Source organism: Microvirga sp. P5_D2, from assembly GCF_054049475.1.
The window spans coordinates 22,628-41,868 of sequence record NZ_JBFUMH010000034.1 but is presented as its reverse complement, the minus strand read 5'-3'; the positions used below and the strand labels follow the sequence as shown (position 1 = coordinate 41,868).

Sequence of the window (19,241 nt, the reverse complement as noted above, 5' to 3'; positions counted from 1 at the left end):
AGAAGGCCGTACACTGCCTGAAGCAAAGAGGCGCCTGGTTCCTGTTCCTGCCACCGTACAGTCCGGATTTGAACCCGATTGAGCAGGTCTTCTCCCAGATCAAAGCGCACTTGCGCACAGCCGAAGCCCGAACCGTTGAGGCGCTCTGGCACGCCATCGGCGACATTTGCGATCTGGTCGAGCCCGACGCATGCCGCAACTACTTCACCGCTGCCGGATATGGATTCGTCTGAATGCCCGTTGCTCTAGGCCCAAACAAAAAACCCACCCTCCGCGAGGAGGATGGGGTGATGATACAGCCGAATAGTCCGGCGATTAGGTGTTCATCGAGTCGAAGAACTCGCTGTTCGACTTGGTCTGACGCAGCTTGTCGAGCAGGAACTCGATGGCGTCCACCGTGCCCATCGGGTTGAGGATGCGGCGCAGCACGTACATCTTCTTGAGCGTGTCGCTCGGCACCAGCAGTTCTTCCTTACGAGTGCCGGAGCGGGTGATGTCGATGGCCGGGAAGGTACGCTTGTCGGCGACCTTGCGGTCGAGAATGATTTCCGAGTTGCCGGTGCCCTTGAACTCTTCGAAGATCACTTCGTCCATGCGCGAACCGGTATCGATGAGCGCCGTCGCGATGATGGTGAGCGAACCGCCCTCCTCGATGTTACGGGCGGCACCAAAGAAGCGCTTCGGGCGCTGGAGCGCGTTGGCGTCCACACCGCCGGTCAGCACCTTGCCGGAGGACGGAACCACCGTGTTGTAGGCGCGGCCCAGACGCGTGATCGAGTCGAGCAGGATCACCACGTCGCGGCCGTGCTCCACCAGGCGCTTGGCCTTCTCGATCACCATCTCGGCCACCTGCACGTGGCGGGTCGCCGGCTCGTCGAAGGTGGAGGCCACGACCTCGCCCTTCACGGAGCGCTGCATGTCCGTGACTTCCTCCGGGCGCTCGTCGATGAGCAGCACGATGAGGTAGCACTCGGGATGGTTGGTAGTGATCGACTGCGCCACGTTCTGCATCAGCACGGTCTTACCGGTGCGCGGCGGCGCGACGATGAGCGCGCGCTGGCCCTTACCGATGGGCGACACGATGTCGATGATGCGTGGCGAGAAATCTTTTCGCGTGGGATCGGCGATCTCGAGATTGAAGCGCTCGTGCGGGAAGAGCGGCGTCAGGTTGTCGAAATGCACCTTGTGCCGGATCTTCTCGGGATCCTCGAAATTGATGGTGTTGACCTTCAGCAGGGCGAAGTAGCGCTCGCCCTCTTTGGGTCCACGGATCGGGCCGTCCACCGTATCGCCGGTGCGCAGGCCGAATTTGCGGATCTGGCTCGGCGACACGTAGATGTCGTCCGGGCCCGGCAGGTAGTTCGAATCGGCCGAGCGGAGAAAGCCGAAGCCGTCCTGCAGCACCTCGACGACGCCGGCGCCGATGATCTCCACCTCGCGGGCAGCGAGCTGCTTGAGGATGGCGAACATGAGCTCCTGCTTGCGCATCGTGCTCGCGTTCTCGACCTCGAGTTCCTCGGCGAAGGTGATGAGTTCGGTGGCGGATTTGGATTTCAGGTCTTGAAGCTTGATTTCCCTCATCGGGGAACACTCTCGGGGTAAAAAGCGCGGGCAGGTTCACTGTGCGCGGGGGAGATCGGGGAAATATTCGACAGGGCCACCCAGTCCACGAAGAGTGACTGTTTAAGAGCCCTGTAGGCCCCCGGTGCAGCGCAACCTGTCTTTTATGGAAGAGAAGGTCTTTATAGCCGCGTTCGCGGGATTTCTCAAGTGCTGTTTGGAAAAGCTTTACTGGCGGTCACCCCGGACGGCGTTAGCGATCCGGGATGACCGGTGCAAATCAGAACGGCTTCACGATCACCAGGATGACGATGCCGATCATCAGAACCGTCGGCACCTCGTTGATCATTCGGTAGAATTTCGCCGGACGCACGTTCTGGTCGGCGGCGAAGACCTTGACGGTCTTCGACAGGAACCCGTGCATGCCGGACAGGATCAGCACGAGAAGCACCTTCGCGTGGAGCCAGCCGGAGGTGTACCAGCCGCCGTCCCAGATCAGGTAGAGGCCGAGCACCCAGGCGGTAATCATCGCCGGGTTGATGATCGCCTTGAGCAGGCGCCGCTCCATGATCTTGAAGGTCTCGGACTGGATCGAACCTTTTTGCGTCTCGCAATGATAGACGAAGAGGCGCGGCAGATAGAGCATGCCCGCCATCCAGGCGATGATCGCGATGACGTGGAACGCCTTGATCCAGAGATACAACATTTTTTAAGCCCCCCGCACGCGAGCGATCATCTGCTCGACATGAGCGGTCGGTGTCTCCGGCAGGATGCCGTGGCCGAGATTGAAGATATGCGGGCGGCCGCGCACCGCGTTCAGAATATGGTCGATCCCCTTCTCCATGGGCTCACCACCGGCGATCAGAGCGAGCGGATCGAGATTGCCCTGGGTGGCGATGGTATCCGGCAGGGTCGGCAGCACGAGGGCCGGATCGAGGGTCCAGTCGAGGGCCAGCCCATCGCCGATCCCGGCTGATGCGAAGCGATGGAGGTTGGCGCCGCCTCCCCGCACGAACACGATCACCTTGGCCTGAGGCCGTGCGCTCTTGAGGCCCTCCACCATGCGGCGGATCGGCTCGAGGGACAGCCGGTCGAAGAGAGCCGGCGGCAGAGCCGAGCCGAAGCTCTCGAAAATCTGGACCGCTTCCGCGCCCGCATCGATCTGGCGGATGAGATAGGCGGTGGAGGCCCGCACCAGCTTGTCGATGAGCCCATCCATGAAAGCCGGATCGCGATAGGCGGCCAACCGCGCCGGCGCCTGGTCCGGGGTGCCCTTGCCGGCAATCATGTAGCTCGCAACGGTCCAGGGCGCGCCGCAGAAACCGAGGAGCGTGGTCTCCTTCGGCAGCGATGACTTCAGGCGGTCGAGGGTTTCGAAGACGGGCTCCAGCCGCTCCAGCGGCAGCTCTTCGGCTAGCCTCTTGAAGTCCTCCTGCGAGGTGATCGGATCGAGTTTAGGTCCTTCGTTCTCGACGAAGCGCACGTCCTGGCCGAGAGCATGCGGAATGACAAGAATGTCCGAGAACAGGATCGAGGCATCGAAGCCGAAACGGCGGATCGGCTGAAGGGTCACTTCCTCGGCAAGCCTGGGATTGTAGCAAAGGTCGAGGAAGGAACCCGCCTGCTTACGGGTCTCCCGGTATTCCGGAAGATAACGGCCGGCCTGACGCATGATCCAGATCGGAAGAGGCCAGACTGCTTCGCCGTTCAGCACACGAAGGATCGCTTTGGTGGGACGCTCGCTCACAGGGCCTCTCTAAATATAAGAATCTTTGAATCTTAGAATCTGTTGTTTCTCTTGGGCCGTGAATCATAAAGCCGCAAGCCCGTCCACAAGCGGTCCACATTGCCCGGGGCGTTAACCATTCGTTTACGATTGGGGCAGCTCTGCCTCAATCCTTTCCGAAATCTTAAAGCTTAACAGCCCGTTAATGGAGATTAACGAAGTCTGAATCGAACCCTTGGAGGTGATTCGTACCGGATTCTCCCAATTCGGCGTCGGCAGAGTCGCACAACGGGCAGCCCTGTTGATGATCGTCCGACGGACTCACAGGGTGCTTTCCCTGGACCTCGGCGAACAGCCGTTCTATCCACATTTATCGACTCCTTTCCCGTGCTTCATACATGGGGTGAGGGAGCAATCCGTCTCAGGAGACAGGCCTTGGCGGGACGCAGCTATTTCCATCTCCATCTCGTGTCGGACTCGACCGGCGAGACCCTGATCACGGTCGCCCGCGCGGTGGTGGCCCAGTATGAAGGGGTGGCGGCCATCGAGCACGTCTATCCCCTGGTGCGCTCCACCACGCAGCTGGAACGGGTGTTGAGCGAGATCGAGACCGCGCCGGGCATCGTTCTCTATACCCTCGTCGAACCGGAACTTGCTCAGCGCTTGGAGGACACCTGCCGGGCGACGAGCTCACCGTTCCTCTCGGTGCTCGAGCCGGTGCATTCCCTGCTCTCCTCCTATCTCGGCACCCATTCGACGGCGCGGCCCGGCGCTCAGCACATGCTGAACGCGGAATATTTCAAGCGCATCGACGCCATGAACTTCACGCTCCTCCACGATGACGGGCACCTGCCCGACGATCTCGACGATGCGGATGTGATCCTGGTGGGCGTGAGCCGCACGTCCAAGACGCCGACCGCGATCTATCTCGCCAATCGCGGCTTGAAGACGTCGAACATTCCTCTGGTGCCCGGCATCCCGCCGCCGGCGATTCTGGAGACGGCCCGTAAGGCCCTCATCATCGGCCTCGTGGCGTCCCCGGAGCGCATCGTCCAGATCCGTCAGAACCGGCTGCTCAGCCTCAAGGCGGATGACGACACGTCTTACGTGGACCGCGACGCGGTGGCGGAGGAGATCGCGGTGTCGCGGCGGCTCTTCGCACGACATGGTTGGCCCGTGATCGACGTGACCCGCCGCTCCATCGAGGAGACGGCGGCCGCGATCATCGATCACTACCGGGACCACCGTCTGAAATTCATCGCGGAATAGGCCATGCCCCTGCTCTGGACCCCCACCGAGAACCTGTTGCTCGCTTCCACCAGCGCCACGCGTCTGCGCTTGCTCATGAGCGCGGGGCTCATGGTGGAAACGCAGAAATCTGAGGTCGATGAGCGGGCCATCGAGGCAGCAGTTCAGAAGGAAGCCCTCGATCCTCTGGAACTGGCGGCGCGTTTGGCCGCCGAGAAGGCGCTCGCCGTCAGCCGCCGCCATCCGGAACGGGTCGTGCTCGGCGCGGATCAGGTTCTCGCCTGCGAGGACGTGTTGTTCCACAAGGCGCCGAACCGCAAAGCGGCCCATCGAAAATTGCAGACGCTCTCGGGAAAGACCCACTTCCTGCATTCCGCCGGCGCCATCGCCATCGGCGGTAAGGTGGTCGAACAATTCGATGCGAGCGCGTGCCTCACTATGCGCAGGCTAACGGATGAGGCCATCGATCTCTATCTCGAACTTGCCGGTCCCGACGTGCTCCAGAGCGTCGGCGTCTATCATTATGAAAGCCTGGGGGCTCACCTGTTCGAGACCGTCGAGGGCGATCACTCCACGATCCTCGGCCTTCCCCTGCTCCCGCTTCTCTCAGCCCTGCGCCGTCTCGGCTGCCTGTCTCTTTAGGAACCGTCATGAAGAAGGCCTTCATCATTGGCCATCCGATCAAGCATTCCCGCTCGCCGCTGATCCATAGCTATTGGCTGAAGCAGTATGGGATCGACGGCTCCTATGAGCGCATCGATGTGGCGCCTGTGAACTTCGGGGATTTCCTCAACGGTTTCGAGAGCCAGGGCTTCGTCGGCGGCAACGTGACGATCCCGCACAAGGAAGCGGCCTTTGCCGCCGTCGACCGCATGACGGCGCGCGCGGAGAGATTGGGCGCCGTGAACACGCTCTGGATCGAGAACGGCCAGATCTGGGGCGACAACACCGACGTGCTCGGCTTCATGGCTAATCTCGATGCGAGCCTGGGGACAGGCTGGGAGCAGAGTGTGGATACCGTGCTCGTTCTCGGCGCGGGCGGTGCCGCGCGCGGCATCGTTGCGGGTCTTCAGGATCGCTCGCTCACGCGCATTCTCGTCACCAACCGCACGCGCGAGCGAGCCGAGGAACTGGTGCGCGCTTTGAGCGGCACCAGCGCGGTCAAAATCGAAACGCTCGCATGGGACGATCTCGAACGCGGCGTCGCGCAATCGCAGCTCATCGTCAACACCACGTCGCTCGGCATGGCGGGCCAGCCGCCTCTGCCCACCGATTTGAGACAAGCGCCTGACAACGCGATTGTCTCCGATATTGTTTACGTTCCCCTGCGCACGCCACTTCTCGCCGCCGCCGAAGCGCGCGGATTGCGCACAGTGGACGGCTTGGGGATGCTGCTGCATCAGGCGGCACCCGGCTTCGAGCGTTGGTTCGGCGTGAAACCGCAGGTGACGGCGGAGTTGCGCGCCATCATCGTGGCCGATCTCGCGAGCCAATCATGACGTTCATCCTCGGATTGACCGGCTCCATCGGCATGGGAAAATCGGCTACCGCCAATCTCTTCCGGCGGCTCGGCGTTCCGGTTCACGATGCGGATGCATCCGTGCACGCGCTCTATCGCGGCCGCGCCGCGCCGCTGATCGAGCGAGCTTTTCCCGGCACCGTCACCGATGGTGTGGTCGACCGCCGCGCCCTCGGTGGAATCGTGCTGGGCGATGCTGAAAAATTGAAACAGCTCGAATCCATCGTGCATCCGCTGGTGCGCGAGGAGGAGCAGAAATTTTTGTCCTCCGTCACGACGACCATCGCCGTGCTCGATATTCCTCTCCTCTTCGAAACCGGCGGTGAGAAGCGCTGCGACGCGGTGCTGGTGGTGACAGCGCCTTCGGATGTGCAGCGTCAGCGTGTCATGGCGCGACCAAACATGACGGACGAGACATTTCGTGCGATCCTGGCTAAACAGATGCCGGATGCCGAGAAGCGCGCCCGCGCGCATTTTCTGGTCGATACCGGCCGGGGTTTCGACTCCGCGACGGCGCAGGTGCGGTCCATTCTCGCCAGCCTCGCCGGGCGGCCGGGACGGCACACACAGATTTGAGAGACGAGTGTTTGACGATGTTGCGTGAAATAGTTCTCGATACCGAAACCACCGGCACCGACCACGCCAAGGGCGACCGGATCGTCGAAATCGGCTGCGTCGAGCTGCTCAACCACATTCCCACCGGCAAGACCTATCACGTCTATATCAACCCGGAATTTCCGGTGCATCCCGGCGCGTTCGCGGTGCACGGATTGAGCAACGAATTTCTCGCCGACAAACCGGTCTTCGCCGCCATCGCCGACGAATTTTACGATTTCATCCGCGACGGCCGCCTCGTCATCCACAACGCGCCCTTCGATATCGGCTTCATCAACGCGGAATTCGCGCGCACCGGCCATCCGGCGGTCAGTCTTCCGGATGCGGTCGACACGCTCATCATGGCGCGGCGCAAGCATCCTGGTGCGGCGAACAATCTCGATGCGCTCTGCTCGCGCTATGGCATCGACAATTCCAAGCGCACGAAGCATGGCGCCCTGCTCGACTCGGAAATCCTGGCCGAGGTCTATATCGAGCTGATCGGTGGCCGTCAGGTCGGCTTCGATCTCACCGCGCAGCCCGCGAAGGGCGCGGGTTCTGCCGCGCGCACCGATGCCGGCGCGCCGCGCGAGATTCGTCAGCGCCCCATGATCTCGCGTCTGACGGATGCGGAGCGCGCGGCCCACGCCGCCTTCATCGAGCAGCTTGGGGCAAGCGCGCTGTGGCGCGAATATATGGGCGAGGGTTCGCCGGAAACCTCGCCCTGAGCTGAGGCATCTTTTCCGCACATCAAACTTCCTCACGTCATCACCGGCCTTGTGCCGGTGATCCGATGAATTGAGGCGCAGCGCTTTTCGGATCGGGATGGCCGGGACAAGCCCGGCCATGACGTGGTGTGTCATTCCGCATCTCTTGAAGGCGGAGTGAAAAACAAAAAGGGCGAAGCAGTCGCCCGCCTCGCCCTCGAATTCTGGAAAAGCTGAACTGTCTTACGACAGAATCTGGCCGCCCGGCTGGCCTTGGACCTCGGCCGCGCGCTGGCGGTAGAGAGCCACGAAATCGATCGGGTCGATATAGAGGGGCGGGAAGCCGCCGTTGCGTACCGCTTCGGCAACCATCTGGCGGGCGAAGGGGAACAGCAGGCGCGGGCACTCGATCATGACCACCGGGTGCAGCTGGTCCTGTGGGATGTTCTGCACGCGGAACACGCCGGAATAGGTGAGCTCGAAGGCGAAGAGCACGTCCTTGCCGCCGACCTTGGCATCACCCTCGAGGGTGAGGTCCACTTCGAAATCGGCCTCGGCCAGCTGCTTGGCGTTCACGTTGACCTGCAGGTTGATCTGCGGGCCTTCCGCCTGCTGCTGCAGGGAGCGGGGCGCGTTGGGGTTCTCGAACGAGAAATCCTTGCAGTACTGCGCAAGGGCGTTCAGCGCGGGCGTTGCGCCGGGCGCTCCGTTGTTTGCCGGGTTGTCGGCCATGGTTTTCGTGCTCCGAAGAGGGGTATCGGTCGAGCCCGGACGTGGCGCTTCGTTCGAAAGCGCCTGATCGGCGACGGGCCGTGGAACTCCGCGCTATCATGTTTCCGGCGCGAGAGGCAAGATTTTGCAAGCCCCCGATTTTGCGAGCCTCCTTCGCTTGTCGTGGGGAAAGGTGGATGTTACGACCCCTAGGCCCCATATGCAAAGGATCACACCTTCTCCCTTTGGGGTATGCCCGGCCCAAAACCGGATCCCGACAGGCTGACAACTGGATCGACGATGCAGGACTCCTTCGACATCACGACCCTCATTTTTATCGTTCTCGCAATCTTCGTGATCTGGCGCCTCCGTTCGGTGCTGGGGCAGAAGACCGGCAGCGAACAGCCGCCCTTCGATCCGCTGTCGCGCCGCGATGCGCCGGTGCGTCCGGGCAACCAGACGCCCGAGCCCGATCACAATGTGGTGCGCCTTCCCGGCGCGAACGGCGCCCGCCCCGCCGCCGAGGTCCAGACTGCCGAGCGCTGGAAGGGCATCGCGGAGCCCGGCACGCCCATGGCGGCGGCGCTCGACGAGATCGCCCGCTCCGAACCCAATTTCGACGCTGCCGAATTTCTCGAGGGCGCCAAGTCCGCCTATGAGATGATCGTCTCTGCCTTCGCTGTCGGCGACCGCAAGACCCTCAAGGATCTTCTGTCGAAAGAAGTTTATGAGGGCTTCGAGCGCGCCATCACCGAGCGCGAGCAGCGCGGCGAGCGCGTGGAGACCACCTTCGTGTCCATCGACAAGGCCGAGATGGCCGGCGCCGAGATTCACGGCAAGGTGGGACAGATTGCGGTGCGCTTCCTCTCGCAGCTGATCACCGTAACCCGCGACACCTCCGGCAATGTGGTGGATGGAAGCCCCGACAGCGTCGCCGAGGTCACCGATGTGTGGACCTTCGCCCGTACGCTCGGCAGCCGTGATCCGAACTGGCAGCTTGTCGCGACCGAAGCGGGGCAATGATCCATGCGGGGCGAGTCCTCCTCGCGTGTTTCCTTATCGGGACAATGAGCATGTCGTCGAGCGAGGCCGCATCCGGCCTGGCGGGACAGGCGCGCCTGGAGCCCCTGTCATTCGCGGATCTGGCGGGCTGGGCTGATGACGATCACGCCGCCGCCTTCAGGGCCTTTCTCCGCTCCTGCCGCGCCCTCGACGCCAGCGCCGCCGAACTGCGCCCGGCGAAACTGCCTGAAAAGCAGCTGCTGGGTATCTGCCGCGAGGCGTTGAACGCCGGGAACCCGACACGCGCCCAGGCGCGCGGATTTTTCGAGACGCATTTCCAGCCCTTCGCCATTCACCCCCATTCCGGCAGGGGCTTTCTGACCGGCTATTACGAACCCGAATTCCGCGGGTCTCGCACCGCCAGTTCCACCTTCAAGGTGCCCCTGCTCGCCCGGCCCGACGATCTGGTGACGGTCGCGCAGGGGGAAACTCTTCCCGGCATCGACAAAAGCTTCCAGGCCGCGCGTCGCACGGCCAAAGGCTACGAGCCCTATCCGGACCGCGCCGCCATCGAGGATGGTGCGCTCGGGTTGCGGGCAAAGCCCGTCGTCTACCTTCGTGAGCCTGGCGAGGCCTTCATCATCCATGTGCAGGGCTCCTCCCGCATCCGCCTCAACGACGGTTCGGTGATGCGCGTGGCCTATGCCGGGCGCAACGGCAGGCCCTACACCTCCATCGGGAAGCTCCTGGTACAGCAGGGCGAGATGGACCTGGAATCCATGACGCTTGCCAAGCTCATGGGCTGGCTCAAGGACAATCCCGGTCCGGCAAAAGACCTGATGCGCCAGAACCAATCCTACATTTTCTTCCGCGAGGCCGATGAGCTGGCGCCGGAGGATGGACCCATCGGCGGATCGGGCATTCCGCTCGTGCCGGGCCGCAGCCTCGCGGTCGATCGCTCGCTCTGGGCCTATGGCCTGCCCTTCTGGCTGGAGGGTGAATTGCCGTTCTCGCTCGAAAAAGCCGAGCCCCTGCGCCGGCTGATGATCGCGCAGGATACGGGCTCGGCCATCGTCGGCCCGGCGCGCGGCGATTTCTTCTTCGGCAGCGGCGAGGAGGCGGGCGTTCGCGCGGGCCTTATGCGCCATACCACCCGCTTCGTGGTGCTGCAGCCGAAAGCTAAGTGATCCCTTCAGCATGACCAAGCGCCGCCGATCACGCCAGCTGAGTGCCGAGGAACGACGGCTCTGGTCCCATGTGGCGCGCCATGTCACGCCCATGAAGGGCAAGCTCTTGCCGGTCGAGCCCGAGCCGGACGAGGAGCCGGCGACCGCGCCTCCCCCGAAGATCACCTCGCCCTCCCCGGTTCTGCCCGCGCTTCCGGTTCAGAAGCCGGCTCTGCCGCCGCTCGCGCCCGTGGAGCGCAAGACCCTGGTAGCGCTGCGCCGGGGCCGCAAGGAGGTGGACAGTGTTATCGACCTGCACGGCATGCGCCAGGACGAGGCGCATTTCGCGCTCCTGCGCTTTCTCCATCGGGCCCAGAATTCGGGCTATGCCCTCGTGCTGGTGATTACCGGTAAAGGCGGCGCGGCCTTAAGTCCCGGCCTGTTCGAGGAGCGAGGGGTCTTACGCCGCATGGTGCCCCATTGGCTTCGCCTACCCGATCTCAGATCTCTTGTGGTCGGCTTCGAAGAGGCCTCTCCCCAACATGGCGGTTCCGGTGCACTCTATGTCAGGCTCCGCCGCAGGCGGGGCGCAGGATAGTGCGATGACTCCCTTTGGTGAACGGGTGCGGCAGCTGCGCCGCGAGCGCGGTCTCATGTTGAAGGACATGGCCGCCCATCTCGGCGTGTCGAGCGCCTATCTCTCCGCGCTCGAGCGCGGAGAGCGCGGCAAGCCCACCTGGGCGCTCATCCAGGGTGTCTTCCAGTACTTCCACATCATCTGGGACGAGGCCGACGAGCTGAAGCGGCTGGCCGATCTCTCCGACCCGCGTGTAAAAATCGATACCGCCGGCGCCGACCCGAAAGCCACGCTTCTCGCCAACCGTCTCGCCCGCGAAATCCGGAATCTCTCGGGAGGCGAACTCGAGGACATGCTCGCCATCCTCGACCGAGCGCAAAGCCGCGAGCGCCGTGCCCTGGTGCCGATCCAGGCCGTGCAGGATGCGGTCTGACAAGGCTTAAGTCTTGACCCCGACGGTCATGGATGCCAAAGCGCCTCAACTCATTCAGCAATTCGGTTACTCATGTCCCAGACCCGCATCGACGTGCTCACGCTCGGCAACGCCATCGTTGACGTGCTCGCCCATACCGACGAGGCCTTCCTGCTCCAGAAGAAGGTGCACAAGGGCGCCATGATGCTTATCGACGAGGATCGCGCCGAGGAGCTCTATCGGGATATGGGCCCCGCCACCATCGTGTCCGGCGGTTCCGGCGCCAACACGGCGGCGGGCGCTGCCTCCTTCGGTGTGAAGGCGGGCTTCATCGGCAAGGTGAAGAACGACGAGACGGGCAAGCTTTTCTCTCACGACCTGAAGGCCATTGACGTCCATTACGATGTGGCACTTGCCCAGGACGGCCCCGCCACCGCGCGCAGCTTCATTCTGGTGACGCCGGACGGCGAGCGCACCATGAACACCTATCTCGGCGCCTGCCAGAACCTCACGCCCGACGACGTGAACCCGGATACGGTGCGCGCCTCCAACATCGTCTATCTCGAAGGCTATCTGTGGGACCCGCCGGCAGCCAAGGAAGCTTTCCGCAAGGCCGTGAAGATCGCGCACGAGGCCGGCAACAAGGTGGCGCTCACGCTTTCCGATGCTTTCTGCGTCGACCGCTATCGCGATGAGTTTTTAGGCCTCATGCGCGATGGCAGCCTCGATATCCTCTTCGCCAATATCCACGAGCTGCAGAGCCTCTACGGTACCTCCTCGGCCGAGAGCGCCCTCGCGGCGCTCCGCGAGGAAAAGGTGCTCGGCGTGATCACCCGCTCGGCCGACGGCGCGCTGGTGGTGAGCCGCGGCGAGACGCTCGCCGTTCCCGCCTTCCCCGTCGAGCGCGTGGTCGACACCACAGGTGCTGGCGATCTCTTCGCATCCGGCTTCCTTGCCGGCCTGACGCAGAACCTCAGCCTCACGGATTGCGCCCGCCTCGGCGGCCTGGCTGCCGCCGAAATCATCAGCCATCTCGGCGCACGCCCCCAGACGAGCCTGCGCGAGCTGGCGCAGCAGGAAGGGCTCCTCGCCTGACGAGCGCCTAAGTTTTCACGGCTTCGGCAATCCTGGCGGCAACGAGCTTTTGCAGCCGCCAGAGATTGCTGTCGTGAATGCCATTCTCTTCAAGGTGAAGAACTGTGTTGTGGAGGTATTCGGCTCCCGATCCCCAATGCCCGCAGGCCTTGGCGAGCACATCGGCCACCTCCTCTGGGGCGAGCCGCCCGACATAGGCCGGGGCCTGACGGTTCATCACGAAGGCAAGGGCCGTAACGGGCCCTTCATCGGTCTCGACCTTGATCCAACGCGGCATGGAGTTCGCCGGCTTCACGGTAAACTCGCGCCGAAACAGTTTTCCTAATTGCTCCGGGAGCGAATGCCCGGGAAGACGGTAGAGCATTCCCTGGCATTGCCCGCCCCGGTCCAGCGCCATCATGAGCCCGGGCTGCTCTCGCGTCGCACGCCAGCGGGTGATCCGGAAACAGAAGGCGCGATGCCACCCGCGCGCCGTACCCAGCCGTGCCCCCGTATGCTCGATCTCCGGTTTCCAGATCAGGGAACCATAGGCGAAGAGCCAAACATCGCTGGCAGGTGGATGCGATGCCAGAATCCTGGCGACGACAGCATCGTAATCTGCCGCGTCATGATAGACGAGCCCAGGTTCCGGTCCGGGATCATCGAGAGCACGATGAACGAGCGTGATGAGATCAGATGTCAGCGCCATCTGCCGGGCTCCCATGGGATCACCTCCACTCGTGCTCATTCCAAAAAGACTAGCCTAAGTGGACCCCCTTCCAGAAATCCAGGGCCCATAGGTCTTACCCACCCGTTTTCCCGAACCACAGCCCGAACAAGGCGGCGAGCGAAACAAGCGCCAGGAAGCCGTTGAAGAGCACGAGCAGGAAGGGCGAGAGTTGCTGCACGTCCGGGTGAGGCGGCTGCGCTCCGGTGAACAGCTGACGCCAGACGGCGGCTGCGAAGCAGAAGGCGCTGAAGAACACCAGCACCGAGCCGGTCGAGAGGATCATCCAACCCGGCACCACCCCTTCGAGCAGCTTCTGCGCGCCGATGCCGGCGGCGAGCGAGGCGAGACCCGTGCGCACCCAGGCTGCATAAGTGCGCTCGGCGGCGAAGACGGTGCGGTTGGCGGCCAGTTCCGTGCGCCGGTCCGCGCTGTCCTTCATCTGCACGCTGGCAACGGCGCTGGTTTGAGCGGCAGCCTGCGTATGCTCGGCCGCCTCCTGCGTGTTTTCAGCCGCTTCCTGAGTCTGGACAGCGGCTTCCTTCGCGTGCTCGGCGCTGCGCTTGAGCTTTTCCTCGACCGGGGGTGTGGGCATGCGGCCTCCTTACAGAGGCACAACGCTCAAGATTGCGAAATGGATCTGAGATTACAGCCGCCGCAACGCCACCGTCTCGATCCGGTGGCTTGCGCCCTTCTTCAGGATCAGGCTCGCGCGCTGGCGGGTCGGCACGATGTTGTCGCGCAGGTTCACCAGGTTGATGCGGTTCCAGAGGCCGTCGGCGGTGGCGATGGCTTCCGTTTCCGCAAGCTCGGCGTAGCGGCGGAAATAGGAGAGCGGATCGCGGAAGGCCGTGTGGCGCAGGCGCAGGAAGCGGTTCACGTACCAGCGGTGCAGGTCCTCCTCCTCCGCGTCGATATAGACGGAGAAGTCGAAGTAATCGGACACGAAGGGAATGGCCTCGCCGTCCTTGGGCAGCCGTGCGGGTTGAAGCACGTTGAGGCCCTCGACGATGAGGATATCCGGCCGGTCGACCGTGGTTTCCTCGCCGGGCACCACGTCATAGACGAGGTGGGAATAGAGTGGCGCCTTCACGTTGCGCTTGCCCGCCTTGATGTCGGCGAGAAAGCGCAGAAGCTTGCCGGTATCGTAGCTTTCCGGAAAGCCCTTGCGCTCCATCAGGCCAAGCCGCGTCAGCTCGGCGTTGGGTAAAAGGAACCCGTCCGTGGTGATGAGGCCGACCTTCGGCGTGTTGGGCCAGCGGGCGAGAAGCGCCTTCAGCACGCGGGCGGTGGTGGATTTGCCCACCGCCACCGATCCGGCAACGCCGATGATGTAGGGCACCTTTTCCTCCTGCTCGGCCAGCAGGAAGCGCTGGGTCGCCTTGAACAGCCCCTGCGTCGCCGCGACGTAAAGCGAGAGCAGGCGGGACAGCGGCAGGTAGATCGCGGCGACCTCGTCGAGCGAGATCGGATCGTTGAGGGATTGCAGCTGCATCACCTCGTCGGCGGTGAGCGTCATGGGCGCATCGGCACGCAACTTCGCCCATTCGTCGCGCGAGAATGTGCGATAGGGGGAGAGGCCGTCATCGTCCGGCAGGTTCTGCAACACGTTGAGCTGGTCCATGCGAACCGCCTTTTCGTCTCAAAGCTTGCGCGAGGCTTTCTCCGCGAGCCCCGATTGTACGGTGCGGCGCTCCAGTTCGGCCATTACTTCACTTAGCGGAATGTTCGCGCCCTGCAACACGACCAAAAGATGATACAGCACGTCCGCCGCTTCCGCCGTCAGGTTCTGCCGGTCGCCCTGCACGGCGGCGATGGCTGCCTCCACCGCCTCCTCGCCGAGCTTTTTGGCCGGTTTGGCCGGCCCGCCGCTGAGAAGCTTCGCCGTATAGGATTCGCTTGCGGGAGCCGCGGCACGCTCGGCCACGATGCGGGCGAGATCGTCGAGGGTGAAGGAGGTCATGGTTGAACTAGCCCGGTAATGTTACGACAAGGGGACCGTTGCGTGTGGCGACGACCGTGTGCTCGTACTGGACCGTCGGAGCGCGCGGGTCGCTGAGCAGCGTCCATTCATCATCGCCGTCGGTCGCCCAGTTCGCACCCAGCGACAGAAAGGGCTCCACCGTAAAGACGAGGCCCTCACTCATGACCCGCCTCTCGGAGCGATCCGGCCAAGTGGGAATTTCTCCCGGTTCTTCATGAAGGGAATAGCCGATGCCATGGCTCGCCAGATTGCGGACCAGGGTATAGCCGTTCTTTTCCGCAAATGTCCCGATGGCCTGGCCGATCCCCGCAATCGGCTTGTCGGCACCAACCTGGCGCAGGCCTACCCACATCGCGCGTCGGCCGTCCCGACACAGCCGCTTGATGGCATTGGTGGTCGGCGGAACCATGAAAGAAGCGCCGGTATCGGCATAGACCCCGTTCTTTTCCGCCGAGATATCGATGTTGACGAGATCGCCTGCCTCGATCCGGCGAGTCCCGGGAATGCCGTGAGCGATCTGCTCGTTCACGCTGATGCAGGTTGCACCGGGAAAATCGTAAACGAGCTCCGGGCCGGAACGAGCACCGGCTTTTTCGAGAAGCTTGCGACCGATCATGTCGAGCTCCGCCGTCGTCATCCCCGGCTCAAGCGCCGCAGCCATGGCCTCAAGGGTATTGGCGACGATCCTGCCGATTTCCTGAAGCTTGTTGAGATCATCCTCGTTGGAGACCGTCATAGGCTAAATTCCTTCATCTGTCCGGGCTGCGGCGCGCTGGGCCACGATGCAGGCGAGATTGTCGAGAGTGAAGGAGGTCATGGGTGGTCCTCATCAAAGGGCCCCCTTCACGACTGGGTTGCCTTACGCTGCCTTACTGTTTTTCCCTGCCATGGCAAGTGCCGCCTTCAACCCGGCCCCCGGACTTGTGAGCGGTCGACCGGCCCGGCACAGCTCCGCTGCCCCGGTCATGGAAGCCTGAGCCAAGGCGACATGGGCAATTCCCTCGCCGAAGGCCTGATCCGCCGCTTGGGCGATCAGCGTGAGATAAGCTTCTCTCTGCCCGGCCTTGAACAGATCCCAAGCCGAGGGAACGAAACGCACGTCAACGCTTGCTCCGGTTGCCTGCGCTGCCGTCTCGAACAGGGCGCGGGTCGGCTCAAGGGTCGTTGCAACGGCACACAAAGCCACCACCGTTCCACCGTCTTTGGCAGCCTCGCGGGCCAAGGCTTCATCGATCCGCAGGATCGGCGTCGATGTCATCGCCGATGCCTTTGCAGCAACCGGGCCGAGGCTGGAGCAGGTCAAGAGCACGGCGTCCGCTTTCCCAGCCAGATCGAGAAGCGCCTTGATGGTTCTTTCTTCGATGGACGGGATGAGGCCCTTGTGTTGCTCCACCTCGGCCAGAAGCTCGGCGCGCACTTCATGAAGCAGCTGCACGGCGGAAAAATCTGCGTTGCGGCGGGCTTCCTCAAGAACTGTGATGTTGCTGTCGGCTGTGTGCAAGCATGCGATGCGCATTATCCGTCCTCATTGAGAGATGAGGATTAAAGTAGAGTTTTACGCAACTTTATCCAACCGCATCTTCAAGCCTGCCTTTGCCATGTAGCCCTTCGCTTCGGAAATCGTATGCGTGCCAAAGTGGAAGATCGAGGCTGCGAGTACCGCGCTGGCATGGCCCTTTTCGACACCGTCGACGAGGTGATCGAGATTGCCGACGCCGCCGGAGGCGATGACGGGGACGGAGACGGCGTCCGCGATGGCGCGCACGAGCGCAAGATCATAGCCGCCCTTGGTGCCGTCCCGGTCCATGGAGGTGACGAGGAGTTCGCCCGCGCCGAGATTCGCCACCTGCTTGGCGAAAGCGATGGCATCGATGCCGGTGGCGGTGCGGCCGCCATGGGTGAAGATCTCCCAGCGCGGTTCCTCGCTTGTCGACGAGACCTTCTTCGCATCGATGGCGACGACAATGCATTGGTTGCCGAATTTTTCCGAAGCCTCGCGCACGAAATCCGGGTTGTTCACAGCGGCGGTGTTGATCGACACCTTGTCGGCGCCGGCGAGCAGCAGCTTGCGGATATCCTCCACCGTGCGCACGCCGCCGCCCACGGTGAGCGGCATGAAGCAGGCTTCCGCTGTCCGCTGCACCACATCGAGCAGGATGCCGCGCGCCTCAACGCTCGCGGTGATGTCGAGGAAGCAGAGTTCGTCCGCGCCCGCCGCGTCATAGGCTTTCGCGGCTTCCACCGGATCGCCCGCATCGACGAGATCAACGAACTGCACGCCTTTCACGACGCGCCCGTCCTTCACGTCGAGGCAGGGAATGAGACGCACTTTCAGCATCAGGCAGGTTCCTTGCGCACGGAGCGGAGCAGCGCCAGGGCCTGATCCGGGTCGATGCGTCCGTCATAGAGCGCGCGGCCGGAAATGGCGCCGTTGAGCACGGCGCAATCGGGTTGAGTAAGGCGCTCGATATCGGCCATGGAGGCGAGGCCGCCCGACGCGATTACGGGGATCGAGACGGCGCGGGCGAGGCCTAAGGTCATCGGGAAGTTGAGGCCCTTGAGAATGCCGTCGCGGGCGATGTCGGTGTAGATGATTGCGGCGACGCCCGCATCTTCGAAGCGGCGGCCGAGTTCTTCGGCCGAGAGGGTCGAAGTCTGCGCCCAGCCTTCAACCGCGACCAAGCCATCCTTCGCGTCGATGCCGACGGCGATCTTGCCCGGATGAAGCCTTGCGGCCTCACGCACGAAATCGGGATCGCGCACGGCGGCGGTGCCGATGATCACGCGGGTCACACCCTTGGCGAGCCAGCCTTCGACGGTCTTCATGTCGCGAATGCCGCCGCCGAGCTGCACGGGAATTTTCACGCGCTTCAGAATGTCTTCCACCGCTGAGGCGTTCATCGGCTTGCCCGCGAAGGCGCCGTCGAGATCGACCACGTGAAGCCACTCGAAGCCTTGAGCCTCGAAGGTCGCGGCCTGATCAGCGGGATCGTCGTTGAATACAGTCGCCTGATCCATGTCGCCCTGAATGAGGCGAACGCAGCGGCCTTCCTTCAAATCGATCGCAGGATAAAGAATCACGGTTGCCACCTTAAAAAATTCGCAATGAGCTTCAGGCCGAGGGCCTGACTTTTCTCGGGATGAAATTGCGTGCCGACGATGTTGTCCCGCCCGACGATGGCCGTGACCGGACCGCCGTAATCGGCGCTGGCAATGACATCGCTGGGATCAGTGGGAGACAGGGCGTAGGAATGCACGAAATAGGCGTGCAGCCCGTCGGGCCCCGTGGGAATGCCATCGAGCAGCGCATGCGGACGGCTCTGTGTCAGCGTGTTCCAGCCCATGTGCGGGATCTTGAGATTGGGATCGCTCGGCGTGATCGCCTTCACGTCGCCGTGGATCCAGTCGAGCCCGTAGCTCGTGGTGTGTTCGAGCCCGCGCGTCGCCATGAGCTGCATGCCCACGCAGATGCCGAGGAAGGGGCGGCCCTCCTCATGCACGCGGCGTTGCAGCACCTCCACCATGCCCGGCACGGAATCGAGGCCCCGGCGGCAATCGGCGAAGGCGCCGACGCCCGGCAGCACGATCCGGTCGGCCTTGGCGACGAGATCGGGATCGGACGTCACGGTGATGGTCTGGTCGAGGCCCGCCTCGCGGCTTGCGCGCTCGAAGGCCTTGGCAGCCGAGTGCAGGTTGCCGGAACCGTAATCGATAATCGCGACGCTCACCGGCTGCGCTCCGCATCGGGGAAGAGACCGATCACGGGATCGAGCCTTCTGGGGGTGGAGGGAATGGGCGTAGAGGCCTGAGTGCGCGGCGCAGCGGGGCGCTGTTCGAGCCAACGCGCGAAGGACTTCGCCTCCGCCTCGTCGCGATCTTCGGCCGTGACCACATCGGCGATGGCGAATCCGTGGCGCGCGAGTGTCCAGCGGCGGAGGCTGTTGGCCTCCAGGCCGATCAGGATCTGCAGCAGCAGCGCCGCGACCGTGGCGGCGACAGGATGAACGTCGAGCAGCTCCAGGGACGTGCCGAAGGCGAAGACGAGCACGAGGATGCCCAAACCGGCGAGCCAGAGGCGATGGAAGAAGAACCAGAGGAAGGTGAAGAAGAACGCGCCCCAGGAAAAGGCGTCCTTCACGATCTCCGCTTCTTCCAAAGCGGCCGGATCACCCGGCCGCGCATCGCGCGGGAGGTGCAGGGTAAAGGTGGTCATGGCGTCGTTTCCTCAGGCCGT

Annotated in this window: 25 protein-coding genes; 11 read left to right on the top strand and 14 right to left on the bottom strand. The window is 63.3% G+C overall.

Annotated features, from left to right (window positions below; genetic code table 11):
* Positions 1-233: transposase (locus ACXJKO_RS11915; RefSeq protein ID WP_457091306.1), on the top strand; the 233-nt coding region annotated here is incomplete at its 5' end.
* 82 nt (positions 234-315) lie between these two features.
* On the opposite strand, the gene rho is transcribed toward ACXJKO_RS11915, so the two are convergent.
* The 3 genes from rho to hemE form a co-directional block, all read right to left on the bottom strand.
* On the bottom strand, positions 316-1,581 hold the full coding sequence (gene rho, locus ACXJKO_RS11910; RefSeq protein WP_213564810.1) for a transcription termination factor Rho: 1,266 nt from the start codon (positions 1,579-1,581) through the stop codon (positions 316-318).
* Between the two features lie 259 nt (positions 1,582-1,840).
* Complete coding sequence (hemJ, locus tag ACXJKO_RS11905) at positions 1,841-2,266, bottom strand: protoporphyrinogen oxidase HemJ (protein WP_457091305.1); 426 nt, start codon at positions 2,264-2,266, stop codon at positions 1,841-1,843.
* Positions 2,267-2,269: 3 nt separating this feature from the next.
* On the bottom strand, positions 2,270-3,307 hold the full coding sequence (gene hemE / locus ACXJKO_RS11900; protein ID WP_457091304.1) for a uroporphyrinogen decarboxylase: 1,038 nt from the start codon (positions 3,305-3,307) through the stop codon (positions 2,270-2,272).
* A gap of 414 nt (positions 3,308-3,721) precedes the next feature.
* Between hemE and ACXJKO_RS11895 the strand changes: the two genes are divergently transcribed.
* From ACXJKO_RS11895 to dnaQ, 5 genes are read left to right on the top strand one after another with little or no spacing between them, the layout of a single operon-like run.
* Positions 3,722-4,555 (top strand): pyruvate, water dikinase regulatory protein, encoded by an 834-nt coding sequence (locus ACXJKO_RS11895; protein WP_457091303.1) that lies wholly within the window; start codon positions 3,722-3,724, stop codon positions 4,553-4,555.
* A 3-nt stretch (positions 4,556-4,558) separates the two neighbouring features.
* The gene (locus ACXJKO_RS11890) at positions 4,559-5,176 is read left to right on the top strand and encodes a Maf family protein (protein WP_457091302.1); all 618 of its coding nucleotides are present in this window, start codon (positions 4,559-4,561) and stop codon (positions 5,174-5,176) included.
* Between the two features lie 8 nt (positions 5,177-5,184).
* A complete protein-coding gene (locus ACXJKO_RS11885; RefSeq protein WP_457091301.1) occupies positions 5,185-6,033 on the top strand; it encodes a shikimate dehydrogenase in 849 nt (282 codons plus the stop codon).
* Positions 6,030-6,629, top strand: coding sequence for a dephospho-CoA kinase (gene coaE / locus ACXJKO_RS11880; protein WP_457091300.1), 600 nt, complete (start codon positions 6,030-6,032; stop codon positions 6,627-6,629). The genes ACXJKO_RS11885 and coaE overlap by 4 nt, the downstream gene beginning before the upstream one ends.
* Positions 6,630-6,646: 17 nt before the next feature.
* Positions 6,647-7,375, top strand: coding sequence for a DNA polymerase III subunit epsilon (dnaQ, locus tag ACXJKO_RS11875; protein ID WP_457091299.1), 729 nt, complete (start codon positions 6,647-6,649; stop codon positions 7,373-7,375).
* 222 nt (positions 7,376-7,597) lie between these two features.
* Here the strand turns inward: dnaQ and secB are convergent, their stop codons facing one another.
* The gene (gene secB / locus ACXJKO_RS11870) at positions 7,598-8,086 is read right to left on the bottom strand and encodes a protein-export chaperone SecB (protein WP_457091298.1); all 489 of its coding nucleotides are present in this window, start codon (positions 8,084-8,086) and stop codon (positions 7,598-7,600) included.
* A 279-nt stretch (positions 8,087-8,365) separates the two neighbouring features.
* Between secB and ACXJKO_RS11865 the strand changes: the two genes are divergently transcribed.
* The 5 genes from ACXJKO_RS11865 (at position 8,366) to ACXJKO_RS11845 (ending at position 12,317) form a co-directional block, all read left to right on the top strand.
* Positions 8,366-9,088, top strand: coding sequence for a Tim44/TimA family putative adaptor protein (locus tag ACXJKO_RS11865; RefSeq protein ID WP_457091297.1), 723 nt, complete (start codon positions 8,366-8,368; stop codon positions 9,086-9,088).
* Between the two features lie 50 nt (positions 9,089-9,138).
* Positions 9,139-10,254, top strand: a complete 1,116-nt coding sequence (gene mltA / locus ACXJKO_RS11860; protein WP_457091296.1) for a murein transglycosylase A — start codon at positions 9,139-9,141, stop codon at positions 10,252-10,254.
* A 10-nt stretch (positions 10,255-10,264) separates the two neighbouring features.
* Positions 10,265-10,831: a Smr/MutS family protein gene (locus tag ACXJKO_RS11855; protein WP_457091295.1), complete on the top strand. Its 567-nt coding sequence runs from the start codon at positions 10,265-10,267 to the stop codon at positions 10,829-10,831.
* 4 nt (positions 10,832-10,835) lie between these two features.
* Positions 10,836-11,243, top strand: coding sequence for a helix-turn-helix domain-containing protein (locus ACXJKO_RS11850; protein WP_457091294.1), 408 nt, complete (start codon positions 10,836-10,838; stop codon positions 11,241-11,243).
* Between the two features lie 72 nt (positions 11,244-11,315).
* Entirely contained in the window at positions 11,316-12,317 is a 1,002-nt protein-coding gene (locus ACXJKO_RS11845; RefSeq protein ID WP_457091293.1) for an adenosine kinase, read from the top strand.
* Positions 12,318-12,324: 7 nt separating this feature from the next.
* On the opposite strand, the gene ACXJKO_RS11840 is transcribed toward ACXJKO_RS11845, so the two are convergent.
* The 10 genes from ACXJKO_RS11840 to ACXJKO_RS11795 form a co-directional block, all read right to left on the bottom strand.
* Positions 12,325-13,005 (bottom strand): gamma-glutamylcyclotransferase, encoded by a 681-nt coding sequence (locus tag ACXJKO_RS11840; RefSeq protein ID WP_457091292.1) that lies wholly within the window; start codon positions 13,003-13,005, stop codon positions 12,325-12,327.
* A 94-nt stretch (positions 13,006-13,099) separates the two neighbouring features.
* A complete protein-coding gene (locus ACXJKO_RS11835; RefSeq protein ID WP_457091291.1) occupies positions 13,100-13,618 on the bottom strand; it encodes a YidH family protein in 519 nt (172 codons plus the stop codon).
* 51 nt (positions 13,619-13,669) lie between these two features.
* Entirely contained in the window at positions 13,670-14,647 is a 978-nt protein-coding gene (gene coaA / locus ACXJKO_RS11830; RefSeq protein WP_457091290.1) for a type I pantothenate kinase, read from the bottom strand.
* An 18-nt stretch (positions 14,648-14,665) separates the two neighbouring features.
* Complete coding sequence (locus tag ACXJKO_RS11825; protein WP_457091289.1) at positions 14,666-14,986, bottom strand: phosphoribosyl-ATP diphosphatase; 321 nt, start codon at positions 14,984-14,986, stop codon at positions 14,666-14,668.
* Positions 14,987-14,993: 7 nt separating this feature from the next.
* Entirely contained in the window at positions 14,994-15,743 is a 750-nt protein-coding gene (gene map, locus ACXJKO_RS11820; protein WP_457091288.1) for a type I methionyl aminopeptidase, read from the bottom strand.
* A 123-nt stretch (positions 15,744-15,866) separates the two neighbouring features.
* A complete protein-coding gene (locus ACXJKO_RS11815; RefSeq protein WP_457091287.1) occupies positions 15,867-16,523 on the bottom strand; it encodes an aspartate/glutamate racemase family protein in 657 nt (218 codons plus the stop codon).
* Between the two features lie 39 nt (positions 16,524-16,562).
* Entirely contained in the window at positions 16,563-17,345 is a 783-nt protein-coding gene (hisF, locus tag ACXJKO_RS11810) for an imidazole glycerol phosphate synthase subunit HisF (RefSeq protein ID WP_457091286.1), read from the bottom strand.
* On the bottom strand, positions 17,345-18,097 hold the full coding sequence (hisA, locus tag ACXJKO_RS11805; RefSeq protein ID WP_457091285.1) for a 1-(5-phosphoribosyl)-5-[(5-phosphoribosylamino)methylideneamino]imidazole-4-carboxamide isomerase: 753 nt from the start codon (positions 18,095-18,097) through the stop codon (positions 17,345-17,347). Before hisA ends, hisF begins: the two co-directional genes overlap by 1 nt.
* A complete protein-coding gene (gene hisH / locus ACXJKO_RS11800; RefSeq protein WP_457091284.1) occupies positions 18,085-18,735 on the bottom strand; it encodes an imidazole glycerol phosphate synthase subunit HisH in 651 nt (216 codons plus the stop codon). The genes hisA and hisH overlap by 13 nt, the downstream gene beginning before the upstream one ends.
* Complete coding sequence (locus ACXJKO_RS11795; protein ID WP_457091283.1) at positions 18,732-19,220, bottom strand: DUF2628 domain-containing protein; 489 nt, start codon at positions 19,218-19,220, stop codon at positions 18,732-18,734. Before ACXJKO_RS11795 ends, hisH begins: the two co-directional genes overlap by 4 nt.
* Between the last annotated feature and the right edge of the window lie 21 nt (positions 19,221-19,241).